The organism is Streptomyces macrolidinus (genome assembly GCF_023887685.1).
GTDB classification, from domain to species: domain Bacteria; phylum Actinomycetota; class Actinomycetes; order Streptomycetales; family Streptomycetaceae; genus Streptomyces; species Streptomyces macrolidinus.
The window spans coordinates 43905-61311 of record NZ_JAMWMR010000015.1 but is presented as its reverse complement, the minus strand read 5'-3'; the positions used below and the strand labels follow the sequence as shown (position 1 = coordinate 61311).

Here is a 17407-nt window from a genome sequence, read left to right as displayed (position 1 = left end):
GATGCCGCGCACCTTCACGCTCTTCACCGGCCAGTGGGCCGACCTCCCGCTCGAAGAGGTCTGCCGGTTGGCCCGCGACTTCGGCTACGACGGGCTCGAACTCGCCTGCTGGGGCGACCACTTCGAGGTCGACAAGGCGATCACGGACCCGGCGTACCTCGCCTCCCGGCGGCAACTCCTCGACAAGTACGGCCTCGCGTGCCATGCCGTCTCCAACCACCTGGTGGGCCAGGCGGTTTGCGACGCCATCATCGACGAGCGCCACCGGGCCATCCTGCCCGCACGCATCTGGGGCGACGGCGAGGCGGAGGGCGTACGCCGACGGGCGGCCACCGAGATCGCCGACACCGCGCGCGCCGCCGCCGCCTTCGGCGTGGACACCGTCATCGGCTTCACGGGCTCCGCCATCTGGCACCTGGTCGCCATGTTCCCGCCCGTGCCCGACGCGATGATCGCCCGCGGCTACCAGGACTTCGCCGAGCGCTGGAACCCGGTCCTCGATGTCTTCGACGCCGAGGGCGTGCGCTTCGCCCACGAGGTCCACCCCGGCGAGATCGCGTACGACTACTGGACAACTCGACGCGCGCTGGAGGCCGTTGACCACCGTCCCGCCTTCGGACTGAACTTCGACCCCTCCCATTTCGTATGGCAGGACCTCGACCCGGTCGGCTTCCTGTGGGACTTCCGCGACCGGATCTACCACGTGGACTGCAAGGAGGCCCGCACCCGCCTCGACGGACGCAACGGCCGCCTCGGCTCCCATCTGCCCTGGGGCGACCCGCGCCGAGGCTGGGACTTCGTGTCCGCCGGGCACGGCGACGTCCCCTGGGAGGACGTCTTCCGGATGCTGCGCTCCATCGACTACCGAGGCCCCGTCTCGGTCGAATGGGAGGACGCCGGGATGGACCGGCTCCAGGGCGCCCCCGAGGCCCTCGACCGCCTCAGGGCCTACGACTTCGAGCCGCCGTCGGCCTCCTTCGACGCGGCGTTCGGCCACTGACCTCTTCGCCCCGTCCGGGATGACGGCGCATCCCGGCCTACCGCACCCGCCCCCTACCGACCGCACCCGCCCCGTACAGACCGCACCTGCCCCGTACAACAGGCCCCTTCCTGGGAGGCACACGTGCACGGGAACGACCGCACCACCCACACCGGAAGAACCGCCACGCACAGCCGGCGCCCCCGACTGCGCAGAACCCTCGCCCTGTTGAGCGGCGTCCTGCTCGCGGGCGCCACGCTCACTCTCACCACGCCGCAGGCCGGCGCGACCGCCGCCGACCCGAAGGCGACCGCCGCCGATGCGCGGTCGGCGGCGGCCGAGGAGTTCCAACAGGTCATGCTGGCCAAGGGCGCGGCGGAAGTCGGCGAGCCCATGTCGCTGGCCGTCCTCCCGGACCGCTCGGTCCTGCACACCTCGCGCGACGGCGTCCTGCGCATCACCGACGCGGCGGGCAACACCCGGCAGGCCGGCGCGCTCAACGTCTACAGCCACGACGAAGAGGGCCTCCAAGGCATCGGCGTGGACCCCGACTTCACCGACAACCGCTTCATCTACCTCTACTACGCACCGCCGTTGGACACCCCGGACGGTGATGCGCCCGAGACCGGTACCGCCGCCGACTTCGCCCCCTTCGACGGCGTGAACCGCCTCTCCCGCTTCGTCCTGAAGACCGACGGCACCCTCGACACGGCCAGTGAGAAGAAGATCCTGGAGGTCCCGACCTCGCGCGGTATCTGCTGTCACGTCGGCGGGGACATCGACTTCGACAAGGACGGCAACCTCTATCTGTCCACCGGAGACGACTCCAACCCCTTCCAGTCGGACGGTTTCGCGCCCCTGGACGACCGCCCCGACCGCAACCCGGCCTTCGACTCCCGGCGTTCGGCGAGCAACACCAACGACCTGCGCGGCAAGATCCTGCGCATCAAGGTGAACGCGGACGGCTCGTACTCCATCCCGGACGGCAACCTCTTCCCGCCCGGCACGGACAAGACACGGCCCGAGATCTACGCGATGGGCTTCCGCAACCCGTTCCGCTTCAGCGTCGACAAGGAGACCGGCATCCTCTACGTCGGTGACTACGGTCCCGACGCGGGCGCCGCCGACCCGCAGCGCGGACCCTCCGGACAGGTCGAGTTCGACCGTGTCACCGGCCCCGGCAACTACGGCTGGCCGCTCTGCATCGGCGCCAACGAGCCGTACAGGGAGTACGACTTCGCGACCAAGACGTCCGGCGCCCCCTTCGACTGCGCCGCCCCGAAGAACACCTCGCGGCACAACACCGGCCTGACCGACCTGCCTCCGGCCCACGCCGCCTGGATCCCCTACGACGGCCCGTCCGTACCGGAGTTCGGCGACGGCTCGGAGTCCCCGATGGGCGGCCCGGTCTACCACTACGACGCCACGCTCGACTCGCCCGTGAAGTTCCCGCAGAGCTACGACGGCGACTTCTTCGCCGGGGAGTTCGGGCGACGCTGGATCAAGCGGATCGTCAGCGACGGCGACGGAACCGTGCAGTCGATCAACCCTGTGCCCTGGTCCGGCACCCAGGTGATGGACATGGCGTTCGGGCCCGACGGGGCGCTGTACGTCCTCGACTACGGCACCGGCTGGTTCGGCGGCGACGACAACTCCGGCCTGTACCGCATCGAGAACGTCACCGACGGCCACGCACCCGTGGCCCGGGCCGCGGCGAACCGCACCTCCGGAACCACACCGCTCAAGGTGTCCTTCTCCTCCGCGGGCACCGGTGACCAGGACGGTGACGAACTCACCTACCACTGGGACTTCGGCGACGGCGCCACCTCCACCGCCACCGACCCGACGCACAAGTACACCAAGAACGGCACCTACACGGCGACCCTGACCGTCAAGGACCCGAAGGGGTACACCGGAAGCGCGAGCGTGCCGATCGTGGTCGGCAACACCGCACCCAAAGTCACGCTGCAACTCCCGGATGACGGACGGCTGTTCTCCTTCGGAGACGCGGTGCCGTTCAAGGTGAAGGTCAGCGACCCCGAGGACAAGAGGATCGACTGCTCCAAGGTCAAGGTCACCTTCGTCCTCGGCCATGACACCCACGGCCACCCGCTGACCTCCGCCAACGGCTGCTCCGGCACCATCCAGACAAGCGCCGACGGCGGCCACGACGAGAACGCCAACATCTTCGGTGTGTTCGACGCCGAGTACACCGACGGCGGGGGCGGCGGCCAGGCACCGCTCACCACCCACGACAGCAACGTCACCCAGCCCCGCCACCGCCAGGCGGAACACTTCAACGACTCGGCCGGCATCTCCACGTTCAACAAGGACACCGCCCACGGCGGCAAGACGGTCGGCGACATCCATGACGGCGACTGGATCTCCTTCACCCCCTACATCCTGAGCGACGCCAAGACGTTCACGGCCCGTATCTCCTCCGGCGGCGTGGGCGGCACCCTGGAGGTCCGCGCGGGCTCCCCGACGGGCACGCTGCTCGGCCAGGCCACCGTGCCGGTGACCGGCGGCTGGGAGACCTTCCAGGACGTCAGCACGAACCTGTCCCAGGCGCCGAAGGCCACGACCGCGCTCTACCTGGTCTTCAAGGGCGGCTCCGGGGCCCTCTTCGACGTGGACGACTTCACCTTCACCACCGGCTGAGGGGAGGACGCCATGCGAACGACCGGCCGACTGACGACCACCGTCGTGGGAGCCGCGCTGGTACTGGGCTGTGCGGTACAACCTGCGGTGCCCCATGCCTCGGAAGAGCAACGCGAGCCGGGGAAGCGGGTGTTGGTCTTCTCCAAGACCGCCGGGTTCCGCCACGACTCGATCCCGGCGGGCGTCGAGGCGGTGAAGCGGCTCGGCGAGAAGGGCGGCTTCACGGTCGACGCCACGGAGGACGCGCGGGCCTTCACACCCGGGCACCTGAAGCGCTATGACGCGGTTGTGTTCCTGTCCACGACGGGAGATGTGCTCGACTCCGCGCAGCAGAAGGCCTTCGAGGACTACATCCGCAAGGGCGGCGGCTATGTGGGCGTGCATGCCGCCGCCGACACCGAGTACGACTGGGAGTTCTACGGCGGCCTCGCCGGGGCCTACTTCGCGTCCCACCCGGAGATCCAACCGGCGCGCGTCGACGTGGAGGACCGCGCCCACCCGGCGACCTCGGGGCTCGCGCGGACCTGGGACCGTACGGACGAGTGGTACAACTACCGTTCGAATCCCCGGGATCGTGCCCATGTCCTCGCCTCGCTCGACGAGTCGTCGTACACGGGCGGCACCATGAACGGCGATCATCCGATCGCCTGGTGCCAGACCTACCAGGGCGGGCGCGCCTTCTACACCGGAGGCGGCCACACCACGGAGTCCTACAGCGAACCGGCCTTCCTCCAGCACCTGCTGGGCGGAATCCGATGGAGCATCGGCGACGCGCAGGCGGACTGCCGCCCGGAGAACGGCTACCGCCCGCTCTTCGACGGCACCGCCGACTCGCTGTCCGGCTGGACACAGGCGGGCCCGGGCTCCTTCACCCTGGACGACGACGGCAGCCTGACGTCATCGGGCGGCATGGGCCTGCTCTGGTACGCCGACCAGAGCTTCGGCTCGTACGCGCTGAAGCTGGACTGGAAGATGACCGGTGACGCCAACTCCGGTGTGTTCGTGGGCTTCCCGCCCTCGGACGACCCGTGGTCGGCCGTCGACAACGGCTACGAGATCCAGATCGACGCCACCGACGTGCCCGAGAAGACCACCGGGGCCGTCTACGGCTTCCACTCCGCCGACCTCGCGAAGCGCGACCGCGCGCTGAACCCGCCGGGGGAGTGGAACACGTACGAGATCCGCGTGGAGGGCGAACGCCTCCGCGTCTGGCTCAACGGCGTGCGGATCAACGACTTCACCAACACCGATCCGGCCCGCAGCCTCACCGACGGACACATCGGCATCCAGAACCACTCGGCCGACGACCAGGTGTCCTTCCGCGACATCCGGATCAAGGAACTGCCCGCGCGGGGCAACTGAGCGACGACGGGCGGGGGACGCCGAACCCCTGCCCGTCGTCTCCCCCCAGCCGCCGTCTCCCCACAGCACGCCCTGACAAGGAGGCCCGCCCATGCCCACGTCCCCGCCGCCCGAGCTTGCCCGGCACACCGACCGGGAAGTGCCGGGGGAGCCCCGATGACCCGAAGAACCCCAACGGCCCGAGGTACGGCAGGGTCTGCTGTACGCGGAACCCACGCGGCCACAGGCAGCCGCGACACTGTGCGCGCCTGGGCCGAACTCCTGCGCCTCCCCGCCCTGTTCACCGTCCCCGGCGACGCGCTGGCAGGGGCGGCGGCGGTTGCCGCGCGGCCCTCCTCCCGTACCCTGCTCGCCATCGGTGCCTCCCTGTGCCTGTACGAAGCGGGTATGGCCCTCAACGACTGGGCCGACCGTGACGAGGACGCCGCCGAACGCCCCCACCGCCCGCTGCCGTCCGGCCGTATCCGTCCCACCGCGGCCCTCACCGCGGCCTGTGTCGGCACGGTGGCGGGCCTCGCCCTGGCCCACCGTGCGGGTCGCCCCGCACTCACCGTCGCGGCACCCCTCGCCGCCACCGTCTGGGCCTACGACCTGGGCCTGAAGCACACCCCGGCCGGTCCGGCCGCGATGGCGGCGGCCCGCGGCCTGGACCTGCTTCTCGGCGCCGAGGCCACCACAGGCCGTATCCGCCCGGCACTTCGCCCGGCCGCCCTCCTCAGCGGTCACACCCTCGCCGTCACCACCGTCTCCCGGCACGAGACCCACGGCGGCTCGACGCTCGCCCCACTGACCGCGTTGGCCACGACGGGGGCGGTCACCAGCCGCTTGCTCACCCACCGCCACGCCGGAGCGGCCACGGCCAGTGCCCCGGCCACCCGCACCGCTCGGCCCCGCACCCGACCGACCGCCAAGGACGCCCTGCGCGCAGCCCTCGTCGCCGTCTACGCCACCACCGCGGCCCGTGGCTACGCCCACGCCGCTCTCAACCCCTCACCCCCGCTCACCCAACGAGCCGTCGGCGGCGGCATCCGCGCCACGATCCCGCTCCAGGCCGCCCTCTCCGCCCGCTCCGGAACACCGGTGACGGCACTGCTCACCGCGGCCCTGGCCCCGATCGCGGCGACCTTCGCGAAGAAGGTGAGTGTCACATGACCTCCTCTCCCACCCCCGAAGACGGCACTCGCCCCGCCCACACCCCACCGGACGAACTACACGCCTCTCTCGACTCCCGCCTCGCCCCTGCCGCCCGCACCTGGCTCGCCGAAGCACTCGACACGGCCGCCACTTGCTCCGGACCCCACGAGCCGTACCCCGCCTGGGAGGTGCGCCTCGCCGAGGCCGGACGCCGGTGCGGCTCCGCACACGCCGACGCCGTCCGTGTCCTCATCCTCCGCGCGGCCCGCGCCGACATGGCAGCCCTGACCCGGGTCTACCACCACGGCACCGCCGACGAGCGCCGGGCCGTCCTGCACGCCCTGCCCCACCTCGTCGCAGGCCCCGAGGCCGTCCCCCTGGTCGAGGACGCACTGCGCACCAACGACACCCGGCTGCTGACCGCCGCCGTCGGCCCCTACGCCGCCCGCTGCTTGAGCGCCCACACCTGGCGGCACGCGGTGCTGAAATGCCTGTTCACCGCCGTCCCCGTCGACAGCGTGGCAGACCTGGCCCGGCGCGCCCGTGGTGACACCGAACTCGCCCGCATGCTCGGCGACTACGCCACCGAACGCGCCGCCGCGGGCCGTCCCGTACCCGAGGACCTGTACCGAGTGCTGGCCCTGACCGAACCCGAGCCCGCGTCCGAGCCCGAGCCCGCGTCCGAGCCCGCGTCCGAACCCGCCCGGCACCCCGTGGCCGACCTCCCCGGCAAGGAGTCCCGATGCGCATCTTCGACCCCCACATCCATATGACGTCACGCACCACCGACGACTACGAGGCCATGCACGCGGCGGGCGTCCGCGCCGTGGTCGAACCCGCCTTCTGGCTGGGCCAGCCCCGAACCTCTCCCGCCTCCTTCCTCGACTACTTCGACTCCCTGCTCGGCTGGGAGCCGTTCCGCGCCGCCCAGTACGGCATCGCCCACCACTGCACCCTCGCGCTCAACCCCAAGGAGGCCAACGACCCCCGCTGTGTGCCCGTCCTCGACGAACTGCCCAGGTATCTCGTCAAGGACCAGGTCGTGGCCGTCGGCGAGATCGGCTACGACTCCATGACCCCCGCCGAGGACATCGCCCTGGCCACCCAACTCCAGCTCGCCGCAGACCACGCGCTGCCCGCGCTCGTCCACACCCCGCACCGCGACAAGCTCGCGGGCCTGCGCCGCACCCTGGACGTGGTCCGGGAGTCCGCGCTGCCCCCGGAACGCGTCCTGATCGACCACCTGAACGAACCCACCGTGAAGGAGGCCAAGACCAGCGGCTGTTGGCTGGGCTTCTCCGTCTATCCCGACACCAAGATGGACGAGAAGCGCATGGTCGCCATCCTCCGCGCCCACGGGCCGGAGCGCGTCCTGGTGAACTCCGCCGCCGACTGGGGCAGAAGCGACCCGCTCAAGACCCGCAGGGTCGGCGACCTGATGCTCGCCGAGGGCTTCACCGAGGACGACGCCGACCGCGTCCTGTGGCGCAACCCTGTCGAGTTCTACGGCCTGAGCGGCCGGCTGAACCTCGACGTCACGGTCACGGAAGCGACCCACGAGGGCAACTCCGTCCTGCGCGGCGGGGGATGAGCGATGCGCTTCCGCCACCCCGACGGCACCACGGTCCACCTCGCCTACTGCACCAACGTCCACCCGGCCGAGACCCTCGACGGCGTCCTCGCCCAACTGCGCGACCACTGCGAGCCCGTGCGCCGCCGCCTCGGCCGCGACCGTCTCGGTATCGGTCTGTGGCTGGCCAGGGACGCCGCCCACGCCCTGGTCACCGACCCGTCCGCCCTGCGCGGCCTGCGCACCGAACTCGACCACCGGGGCCTCGAGGTCGTCACCCTCAACGGCTTCCCGTACGAAGGCTTCGGCACCGAACAGGTCAAGTACCGCGTCTATCAGCCGGACTGGGCCGACCCGCAACGCCTGCACCACACCACCGACCTCGCCCGCATCCTCGCGTCCCTGCTCCCCGACGACATCACCGAGGGCACCGTCTCCACCCTGCCGCTCGCCTGGCGCACCCCCGAGGACGAGCGGCGCGCGACAACAGCCCGCACCGCCCTGCGCACCCTCGGCCGACGCCTCGACGCCCTGGCCGAGTTGACCGGCCGGTCCATCCGCGTCGGCCTGGAGCCGGAACCCGGCTGCGTGATCGAGACCACCGGCGACGCCATCGCCCCGCTGGCCTCGATCGCCCACGACCGCATCGGCATCTGCGTCGACACCTGCCACCTGGCCACCTCCTTCGAAGATCCGCACACCGCCCTGGACACACTCGCGCGGGCCCATGTCCCCCTCGTCAAGACCCAGCTCTCCGCCGCACTGCACGCCGAACACCCCCACCTCCCCGAGACCCGAGAAGCCCTCGCCGCCTTCGACGAACCCCGCTTCCTGCACCAGACCCGCACCCTCACACCGACCGGCCTGCGTGGCACCGACGACCTCGGCGAGGCCCTGCGAGGCGACGCCCTGCCCGACGGCTCCGCCTGGCGCGCCCACTTCCACGTCCCGCTGCACGCGGCCCCCGCCGCGCCCCTCACCTCCACGCTGCCCGTACTGAAGGCCGCACTGACCCGACTTGTCGGCGGCCCGCACCCGCTCACCCACCACCTCGAAGTCGAGACCTACACCTGGCAGTCCCTCCCGCCCGAGCTGCGGCCCCGCGCCCGAGGCCGCCTCGCCGACGGCATCGCCGCCGAACTCACCCTCGCCCGCGACCTGCTGACCGACCTCGGTCTGAAGGAACTCCCATGAGCGCCCCCCGGACCACCCAAGGCCCCACTCCCCTCCTCGTCCTGGACGTCGTCGGCCTCACCCCCCGCCTGCTCGACCACATGCCCCACCTCAAGGCGCTCGGACAGTCCGGCTCCCAGGCACCGCTCGGCACCGTGCTGCCCGCCGTCACCTGCGCCGCCCAGTCCACCTTCCTCACCGGCACGATGCCCTCCGAGCACGGCATCGTCGGCAATGGCTGGTACTTCCGGGAACTCGGCGACGTACTCCTGTGGCGACAGCACAACGGCCTGGTCGCCGGGGACAAGCTGTGGGACGCCGCCCGGCGCTCGCACCCCGGCTACACGGTCGCCAATATCTGCTGGTGGTACGCCATGGGCGCCGACACCGACATCACCGTCACCCCTCGTCCGGTCTACTACTCCGACGGCCGCAAGGAACCCGACTGCTACACCAGGCCCCCGGCCCTGCACGACGAACTCACCCAGAAATCGGGCACGTTCCCCCTCTTCCACTTCTGGGGCCCCGGCGCCGACCTGGTCTCCAGCCAGTGGATCATCGACGCCACCCGCCACATCATGCGGACCAGGAACCCCGACCTGACCCTCTGCTACCTCCCTCACCTCGACTACGACCTCCAGCGCTTCGGCCCCGACGACCCACGCGCGCTGCAAGCAGCCGCCGACCTGGACGCCGCGATGGCGCCACTGCTCAGGGACGCCCGCGCCACCGGACGCACGGTCGTCGCGCTGTCCGAGTACGGCATCACCCGCGTGAACCGCCCCGTCGACATCAACCGCGCCCTGCGCCGCGCCGGTCTCCTCGAGGTGCACACGCAGGACGGCATGGAGTACCTCGACCCGATGGCCTCCCGCGCCTTCGCGGTCGCCGACCACCAGATCGCCCATGTCTACGTACGCCGCCCCGAGGACCTCGACGCCACCCGGGCCGCACTCATCGACCTGCCCGGCGTGGAGCAACTCCTGGACGACGAGGGCAAGAAGACCCATCACCTGGACCACCCGCGCTCCGGCGAACTGGTCGCCCTCGCGGGACCGGACGCCTGGTTCACGTACTACTACTGGCTCGACGACGCCCGCGCGCCCGACTTCGCGCGACTGGTCGAGATCCACCGCAAACCCGGATACGACCCGGCCGAACTCTTCATGGATCCGCTCGACCCTTACGTCAAGGTCAGGGCAGCCACCGCCCTGGCCCGCAAGAAGCTCGGCCTGCGCTACCGGATGGCGGTCGTGCCCCTCGACCCGTCACCTATTCGCGGCAGCCATGGCCGCCTGCCGCTGAGCGATGACGACGGTCCGCTCCTCATCTGCTCCACCCCCCGAGCCGTCGGCGACCGCGTCGCGGCCACCGATGTGAAGTCACTCCTGCTCCAACTCGCCGGTCTCACCGATCCGACTGGTCACCAGTGAAGCACTCACCACTGACAACGCCCTTCGACAGCGAGGAGTTCCAGGCATGAGCCGCATCTCCCGGCCCGACCCCGAACTGACCCACCGCCTCAGCAGACGAGGCATGCTCGGGGTGGCCGCGGGCACCACCGCCGCCGCCCTGCTGGGCGCCGTCGCCCCCTCCGCCACCGCGGCCACCGGGAAGGCCGCGGCCCCCGCCCCCGCCGCGGGCGGCGGCCGTCCCGTACTGCCGCCCGGACGACTCGGCGTCCAGCTCTACAGCCTGCGCGACAAGGTCGCCACGCTCGGCTTCGCCCCTGTCTTCGACGAGCTGGAGAAGTACGGCTACGACGAGATCGAATTCGCCGGCTACACCCAGGACGCCGTCGGCCCCATCACCCTCGCCCAGCTCAAGCGCCTGGCGAGGAACCACGGTCTGACCCCGATCGGCAGCCATGTCGGCTACTACTCCAGCGACCCGAACGCGTACACCTTCGCGCAGAACCTCACCCGGGTCCTCGACGACGCCGAAGCCCTCGGCCTCAAGCACATCGGCACCGCGTCGAGCCCGTTCCGCTACGGCTCGACGGTGGCCGCCTGGAAACGGGCTGCCGAGGAGTTCAACACCTACGGCGCGGCGGCCAAGGCGCGCGGCATGAAGTTCTACCAGCACAACCACTCCGACGAGTTCTCCTTCGCGAGCGACGACCCCGAGGTCCGCCTCTACGACGTCCTGCTCGCCGAGACCGACCCCGACCTCGTGTACCTGGAGATGGACATCTACTGGGCGTACGCGGGCCAGTTCCGCTTCTCCCGGCGACCCGACGGCACCCCCGCCCCCTTCGAACCCCTCGACTACGCCCTCGAGCACTCCCACCGCTACCCGCTCTTCCACGTGAAGGACGGGGTGAGCGACCCCTCGAACCAGTACGGCTACCGCATGGTGGACGTCGGCGACGGCGACATCGACTACGAGCGCTTCCTGTCGGCCGTGACCCGGCTGCGCGGCGAGCGCCTGGCCCACCACTGGCAGACCGAACACGACAACCCGTCGGACCCCTTCACCTTCGCCCGCCGCTCCAGCACGTACCTGCACTCCCTGCGCGGACGCCCCTGACGACGATCGGTAACGGCCGAATCACAACGCCCACGCTCGCCACCACGCCCTGGCAACGAAGCCACAAGAACCCGCTGACGTGAGTCTTCACGCGGACCGTAGCCGCATGGTGACCGTAAGCCACACCCGAGTCCCTGTCTCGCCCCCGCCCCTCCCCGCGCAGATATGCAGGTGAAAGCCACTCCGAAACCTTGGTATTGTTGTCCATGTCGCCGCGGGGAAGCCCCGAGAGGCGACAGACACCTAGTCCGGGTGGCGGAATGGCAGACGCGCTAGCTTGAGGTGCTAGTGCCCTTTATCGGGCGTGGGGGTTCAAGTCCCCCCTCGGACACAACGATTGGTGATACAGAGACGAGGACCACGACCTTGCGGTCGCGGTCCTCGTTGCGTGTTCGTAGGTGATGTCGATCCAGAGGGCTCCGCAGGGGAGGCCTTCAGTATCGGTATCCGCTGGGTGGATGCGTTGTGTGATGTCTTCAAGACCCTCGGTGACCTCTCGGATCCGTTGCGCGTCGAGTGGGGATTCCTTCTTCCGAGTGATGGTGGCAGCGCATCGGAATTCTTCCGCGCAGCCCCCTTGTCTCGTTGCGCGTCGTTGATCCACTGGGTGAACGACGGCTGGGTCGGCTCCGCTTCGAGGGCTGCGTGGTACCGGGCATCCGGCGGTGCAGTGCCGCCCGCCTGGGCCATCGACAAGATCCGCACCCAGCTCGTCGGACGCCAGACGACTTCTTCCGGCCATTCACGCCAGGTTCTGTTGTAGGCATGACCGTGCGTGGAGAAGACCCGGGGGTGGGCGTTCCATGGTGCCATGTTCAACATCAGCGACTGGGCTCCCTGGGACCTGTCCGCGGTCAACTCCATCTCGTCATGTCTGATCAATGGAGGGGCTCTATGCCTGTCAGTCGACGGCTTGCGAGGAAGATTGAGAAGGATTTTCCTGCGGACTGGGAAGCTGTAATTTCGATGCTTCACGAAATGGAACGTGAATCGTTCGGTGGTGATGCCGGCGAACGTCTACTGGCTGCCGTCATCCTGGTATCCAGGGGTGACATCGATAGGGTGGTTATGGCCTTGGAGTTTATGGCGGAGGACTGGCGAGATTTGCTGATGGATGCTGGCCTTGAGTCGGAAGATTGGGCTTCGAGATTGGATGAATTCTTCCTCGGGAGAGAGCTGACTTAGTCCCGTTTTAGAGGAGTCAAGGGGTTGGGATCCGCATATGTCGGTGGTGCGAGGACGGGACGCGGGTCCATGGGATGTGACTGAGACTGGCTGGGCGGGAGTCAGCCTGATGGACCTGGGAGGCCTCAAGATTCCTCTGCCGTCGGGTCTCGATGAAGTCAGGCTGGAAGCAGGGGGCAACTGGGTCCCGGTTGTCGTAACTGTGGTGTACGGAAGAACAGCTATCCAACTTCAGGCGTTTATGGGTTAGCGCCCGTAGAAATTGGACCTCCATACACGGCGAATTGATGAAGAGTATCAAGGGTTCCGGTGGAACAGTCAAGGAGTGGGCAGGCCTGGCGGGTGTCGGGCCCCGTGCCGAGCTTCAGATTGCAAAGCCATCGAGGTGTATGAGTGTCAGGATGCTGGGGTGTGACGGGCCGCGGTGGATCCTGAGGGGGATTGTATCCGGGGATGGCGCGCTGCGCGACAGTCAAGACACGTGGGCCCATAGCGTGTTCTCTGACACGGTTGTTTCGCCAGCGCACTCTAATCGAGAGGGAATGGCGGTTTACTTGAGGTTGCCAGAGAATTGATAATCAGCGATTATGCCAATGTGTGGTGACCTGGCGGACCATCCTGTGCTCGTCGGCTGCCGCCCTGGCCGAGGTCGGTGGCCTGGATGCCATCAATGCCGCTGCCTGCAGAGAGCCTGTCATCTCCGAGGGCCGCAGGTCGGCTACGTGCTCGCGGTCGCCTGCTCGGCCGAAGTCAGCACCGGTGCGGGGAAGTTCCGCGCGGTCGCCCTGGCCGCGAAGGTGCCCAGGCGGGCCTGGCAGAAGCTGTCGGCAGGGGCCGGCGCCAAGGGGCACCGCTTCTACGGCTGGGCCGTCATCGACCTGGTCGAACCCCGGCCCGGCAGCCATCAACTGCTGATCCGCCGCGACCGCAGAACCGGTGAACTCGCCTACTACCGCTGCTGGTCACCCGCCCCCATGCCCCTGACCAACCTGGTCCGCGTCGCCGGATCGAGATGGCGAGTGGAAGAGACCTTCCAGGCCGCAAAGGGGCTGGCCGGACTGGACGAGCACCAACTCCGCCGCTTCACCTCCTGGCTCCGCTGGGTCCCTGGCCATGCTCGCCCACGCCTTCCTCGCCGTCGTCTGCGACCACGACCACACCAGCTATCCCGCCCCGGACGAACTGATCCCGCTCACCTGCAACGAGATCCAGCGACTGTTCACAACGCTGGTCGTCCAACCCGTGCACGACGCAGCCCACCGGCTCCGCTGGTCCGACTGGCGACGTCGCCACCAGGCCCGAGCCCAGGCCGGCCATTACCGCCGACAAGCCGCGAACCAGACATGAAGATGACGGCGCACGGCTGGAGTACTAGCGTCCGTCTTCAAAGTGATCTTGTCGGTGCGATCATGTTGTCGTGCGTCGACATGAACTGACCGATGAAGAGTGGGAATTGCTCGCTCCGCTCATACCCGGCTCCGGGATGGGGCGCCCACGCGTGGACGACCGCCGGGTGATCAACGGGATGGTGTACAAGATCCGTACCGGGATCACCTGGCGTGACCTGCCCGAACGCTACGGGCCGTGGAAGACGGTGTACACCCGCTTCCGCCGCTATGCCTTGACGGTGTCTTCACCCACGCCCTCCAGCAGGTCCAGGCCCAGGCGGACGCGGCCGGTGACATCGACTGGCTGGTGCAGATCGACTCCACCGTAGTCCGGGCCCACCAGCACGCGGCGGCCACCGGCCGAAAAGGGGGAAGCACCGGCGGGACGAACCGGACGATCACGCCCTCGGCCGATCCCGTGGAGGCCTGACCGCCGCAGGCCGCCACCTCGACTCTGGTCCCTCCAGCGGCTGGAAGGTCAAGGCAAGGCTGGTGCGCAGGGAGTCCGCGCCTCGACCACCGCCCGGTTGAGGCGGGTGCCGGGGGAGAAACAACAGGCAGCCCAACAACCATGAAGATCACGATCTACGGCTGGAGTACTGGGCGGTGGTGCAGTCGCGCTCCATGGTGGCGCCAGCCATCGTGTCGCAAGAGGCACACAGGGCGGTGGTGTCTGTCGACGGCGGTTCCGTGGCCGCGTGGTTGGCCCTGGGGGCGGGGGTCTTCCCAGGTCGTCCGCATCGTGAGGCTTGCGACAGACCTATGGAATGCCGATTCGGAACGGGCGCAGGACCGGATATTCGGGCGCCGAAGAGACGGGCGTTGGCTGGGCGGTACTCCAGTAGGTGAACAGCCCAACTTCGCGGCGGACCCCAAGGGAAAGGTGACGCCTTTCGACTCGCACGTCCGGCGGGGCGGCTCCCGACCGTCGTAACCCTCCGCCCCTCGTCCGCCGTAGTTACAGCTACGACCGGGGAGGCGAGGAGGTTGGGTTGAGGTTCTGGCGGTCCTGAATGACGAAGCATGCGCCAGTCCGTCACAGGTCCCGGAGCACGGGTGTCCTGAGCAGGTCCTCCAACCCGGCCCACGCGAAGAGGCAGACGGCCAGCACGGCGTGGTCCGTGGGGTCCGGCACCTCCCACTGATTGCTGAATGAGCCGAGTCCGATCTCCTCTCCGCGCTCGACAAGACGGAGGCTGAACGCGCGCGGCACGATCAGGACATCGATCGTGGGCCCTTCGTACATGACCGATCGGCGGGAGCGCCGCAGCGCGGACGTGCCGGTGAAACGGAGCGCTTCCCCGTCTGTCTCGCCCTCGAAACCCTTCCGGATCCGCCGCCGCAACAACAGCGGGTCCGCCACGAGCCGATGAACCTTGAGCGTGGCTTCTCCGTCCCGCAGGGACACCGTCCAGCTCTCCACCGCATCGGCGTGGTCTTCCGGGCGGGTCCGTGGGCCGCGTTCCCGGGTCAGGGTCACCTCACCGCGGGGAGTGGTGCACCGCGCATAGACCTCGGCAGCGATCGCCGGGTTTCTCCACTCTGCGAGCGGCATTCCCCGACTCACCTGGAAGTTACCCATCTACGCCCCCCAGCGGGTCACTTCGTGCTTCCGGCTACGCCAGTATCACCGGCATCGCCACAGGACGCGTACGTGCGTACGGGTATGCGGAGGACGGCGCGGGGCTGATGGCGACCGGTCGGTCGGGCGTGACTGGCAACAGCGAGTCTCAGCAGGCCGTCAATCGCTCCCACGCGCGCATCCGGGCCCTCAGTGAGCAAGCCGGGCGCCCCGGAAGACCTGGCTGCGGAAGCCGCGATGGTTGCGGGTTCGCACACCACAGGGGCTGCGCGTGAGGGCGTGGCCAGGAGAGGACGAGTCAGCCTGGCGAGCCGACGTCCGGCTTGCCTCCACTCGGGCGGAGGCAAGCCGGACGTTGCCTGCAATGACGCCTCGTAGGTCGGCGGGTGCCTGCCGGGGGCCAACACAGCCAGTGCCCGGCAGGCAACGTCGTCCCGTCAAGGGGCGGCGTTCGGTGGACAGATGTCAGCCACTGGTGACGTTGTCCGAGACGCGCATCCGCTCTCCCAGGAGACCGCCGAGTGCGGTGAGCAGAGCCAGCACGACGAGCAGCAGGGCCGCGGGCCACGAGGCCCCGTCGCTGACCTTCAGCAGCGCGGTCGCCGCGAAGGGGAGGAAGCCGGTGAGCGCGCCGGCGAGGTTGTAGGCCAGGGCCACGCCGCTGTACCGCAGCCGCGCGGGGAACAGCTCGGTGAGCAGCGCCCCGGAGACCGCGTAGGCGACGGACAGCACGGCGATGCCTGCCATCACGGCGAACACGATCGCCCAGGGGTTCTTGGTGTCGATCAGCCAGAAGACGGGGAAGGCGATCACAGCGCTGAGCACACCGCCCCACAGCGTCACCCGGCCGGGGCCGAGCCGCTCCGCCAGGCGCCCTACGACGAGGATCACCACGATCTCGACGGCGGCGGCCAACAGCGTCGCGTTGACCATCAGGGTGCGTGAGACCCCCAGTGTCTCGCTGCCGTAGCTGATCGCGAACGTGGTCAGCAGGTAGAACCCGCCGACGCCCAGCATCGCCGAGGCCATCGCGACCAGCAGTCGTCCCCAGGCCGAGCGGAAGACTTCGAGCGCCGGGATCTTGGCCCGCTCGTCCTGCTTCAGGAGTTCGTCGAAGAGCGGCGACTCCTCGACCTTGCGGCGGATGTAGACGGCGATGAGCAGCAGCGGGAAGGCGAACAGGAACGGCAGACGCCAGCCCCAGGCGTCGAACGAGGCGGACGGCAGGAGGAGCACCAGGGAGAACGCACCGGAGGAGAGCAGGGTGCCCACGGGCGAACCGACCTGCGGCAGCGCCGCGTAACGGCCGCGCTTGCCGGGAGGGGCGTGTTCGACGGCGAGGGTGACGGCACCGCCCCACTCGCCGCCGACCGCGATGCCCTGGAGCAGGCGCAGGGTGACGAGCAGCAGCGGCGCGGCGACTCCGATGCTGCTGTAGCCGGGCAGCACGCCGATCAGGCCGGTGGCGCACCCGATCATCACCACGGTGATGAGCAGGGCCGGTCTGCGTCCTATCCGGTCGCCGAGCCAACCGAAGAGGAGCGCACCGATCGGCCGGGCGACGAATCCCACACCGAACGTCGCGAAGGCGGCCATGGTGGCTGCCGTGGGGTTGAGCGTGGTGAAGTACAGCCGGTTGAAGACGATGGCCGCGGCGGTGCCGAAGAGGAAGTAGTCGTACCACTCCAGTGCCGTGCCGACGAAGGCGGCGAAGGCGACCCGCCCGGCGTCCTTGCCGGTGACGTCGGCCGAGGTGCCCGGTGGAGACTGCGGGGAGGCCTTGCTCAGGGTGTTCACATCTGACTCCTTGCGTGCGGCCGTGGCGGTGCGGCCGTGGGGACGGG

General features: G+C 69.3%; 15 protein-coding genes, 1 tRNA gene and 2 pseudogenes. 16 read left to right on the top strand and 2 right to left on the bottom strand.

What is annotated here, in order from left to right; translation table 11 throughout:
* The first annotated feature begins 1 nt into the window (after nt 1).
* The 16 genes and pseudogenes from NGF19_RS17785 to NGF19_RS17720 form a co-directional block, all read left to right on the top strand.
* Complete coding sequence (locus tag NGF19_RS17785) at nt 2–1000, top strand: sugar phosphate isomerase/epimerase family protein (RefSeq protein ID WP_252425930.1); 999 nt, start codon at nt 2–4, stop codon at nt 998–1000.
* A 123-nt stretch (nt 1001–1123) separates the two neighbouring features.
* Nucleotides 1124–3640 carry a PQQ-dependent sugar dehydrogenase gene (locus tag NGF19_RS17780; protein WP_252425929.1) on the top strand — a complete coding sequence of 839 codons (2517 nt, stop codon included), beginning with the start codon at nt 1124–1126 and terminating at the stop codon, nt 3638–3640.
* A 12-nt stretch (nt 3641–3652) separates the two neighbouring features.
* Complete coding sequence (locus NGF19_RS17775) at nt 3653–5002, top strand: ThuA domain-containing protein (protein WP_252425928.1); 1350 nt, start codon at nt 3653–3655, stop codon at nt 5000–5002.
* A gap of 156 nt (nt 5003–5158) precedes the next feature.
* Nucleotides 5159–6154, top strand: a complete 996-nt coding sequence (locus NGF19_RS17770) for an SCO3242 family prenyltransferase (protein WP_372505678.1) — start codon at nt 5159–5161, stop codon at nt 6152–6154.
* Nucleotides 6151–6909, top strand: coding sequence for an EboA domain-containing protein (locus tag NGF19_RS17765; protein ID WP_252425927.1), 759 nt, complete (start codon nt 6151–6153; stop codon nt 6907–6909). Before NGF19_RS17770 ends, NGF19_RS17765 begins: the two co-directional genes overlap by 4 nt.
* On the top strand, nt 6879–7727 hold the full coding sequence (locus NGF19_RS17760) for a TatD family hydrolase (RefSeq protein WP_252425926.1): 849 nt from the start codon (nt 6879–6881) through the stop codon (nt 7725–7727). The genes NGF19_RS17765 and NGF19_RS17760 overlap by 31 nt, the downstream gene beginning before the upstream one ends.
* Before the next feature lie 3 nt (nt 7728–7730).
* Nucleotides 7731–8900 carry a metabolite traffic protein EboE gene (eboE, locus tag NGF19_RS17755; RefSeq protein ID WP_252425925.1) on the top strand — a complete coding sequence of 390 codons (1170 nt, stop codon included), beginning with the start codon at nt 7731–7733 and terminating at the stop codon, nt 8898–8900.
* Nucleotides 8897–10312 (top strand): alkaline phosphatase family protein, encoded by a 1416-nt coding sequence (locus NGF19_RS17750; RefSeq protein WP_252425924.1) that lies wholly within the window; start codon nt 8897–8899, stop codon nt 10310–10312. The genes eboE and NGF19_RS17750 overlap by 4 nt, the downstream gene beginning before the upstream one ends.
* A 46-nt stretch (nt 10313–10358) precedes the next feature.
* Nucleotides 10359–11408 carry a sugar phosphate isomerase/epimerase family protein gene (locus NGF19_RS17745; RefSeq protein WP_252425923.1) on the top strand — a complete coding sequence of 350 codons (1050 nt, stop codon included), beginning with the start codon at nt 10359–10361 and terminating at the stop codon, nt 11406–11408.
* Between the two features lie 246 nt (nt 11409–11654).
* Nucleotides 11655–11739: transfer RNA gene (locus NGF19_RS17740), tRNA-Leu, on the top strand.
* Nucleotides 11740–11796: 57 nt separating this feature from the next.
* Nucleotides 11797–12171 (top strand): hypothetical protein, encoded by a 375-nt coding sequence (locus NGF19_RS17735; RefSeq protein ID WP_252425922.1) that lies wholly within the window; start codon nt 11797–11799, stop codon nt 12169–12171.
* Nucleotides 12172–12302: 131 nt separating this feature from the next.
* Nucleotides 12303–12593 carry a hypothetical protein gene (locus NGF19_RS17730; protein ID WP_252425921.1) on the top strand — a complete coding sequence of 97 codons (291 nt, stop codon included), beginning with the start codon at nt 12303–12305 and terminating at the stop codon, nt 12591–12593.
* Between the two features lie 37 nt (nt 12594–12630).
* Nucleotides 12631–12843 (top strand): DUF3710 domain-containing protein, encoded by a 213-nt coding sequence (locus NGF19_RS31150; protein WP_372505676.1) that lies wholly within the window; start codon nt 12631–12633, stop codon nt 12841–12843.
* Nucleotides 12794–13168 carry a DUF3710 domain-containing protein gene (locus NGF19_RS31145; RefSeq protein WP_372505681.1) on the top strand — a complete coding sequence of 125 codons (375 nt, stop codon included), beginning with the start codon at nt 12794–12796 and terminating at the stop codon, nt 13166–13168. The genes NGF19_RS31150 and NGF19_RS31145 overlap by 50 nt, the downstream gene beginning before the upstream one ends.
* Before the next feature lie 138 nt (nt 13169–13306).
* Nucleotides 13307–13940, top strand: a pseudogene (locus NGF19_RS17725) (transposase family protein); the annotation flags it as partial.
* A 70-nt stretch (nt 13941–14010) separates the two neighbouring features.
* Nucleotides 14011–14413: pseudogene (locus NGF19_RS17720) on the top strand (IS5 family transposase); the annotation flags it as partial.
* Between the two features lie 604 nt (nt 14414–15017).
* On the opposite strand, the gene NGF19_RS17715 reads toward NGF19_RS17720, so the two are convergent.
* Together NGF19_RS17715 and NGF19_RS17710 are read right to left on the bottom strand one after the other, a co-directional pair.
* Complete coding sequence (locus NGF19_RS17715; RefSeq protein ID WP_252425920.1) at nt 15018–15536, bottom strand: hypothetical protein; 519 nt, start codon at nt 15534–15536, stop codon at nt 15018–15020.
* A gap of 492 nt (nt 15537–16028) precedes the next feature.
* Complete coding sequence (locus tag NGF19_RS17710) at nt 16029–17360, bottom strand: MFS transporter (protein WP_252425919.1); 1332 nt, start codon at nt 17358–17360, stop codon at nt 16029–16031.
* Nucleotides 17361–17407: the final 47 nt, after the last annotated feature.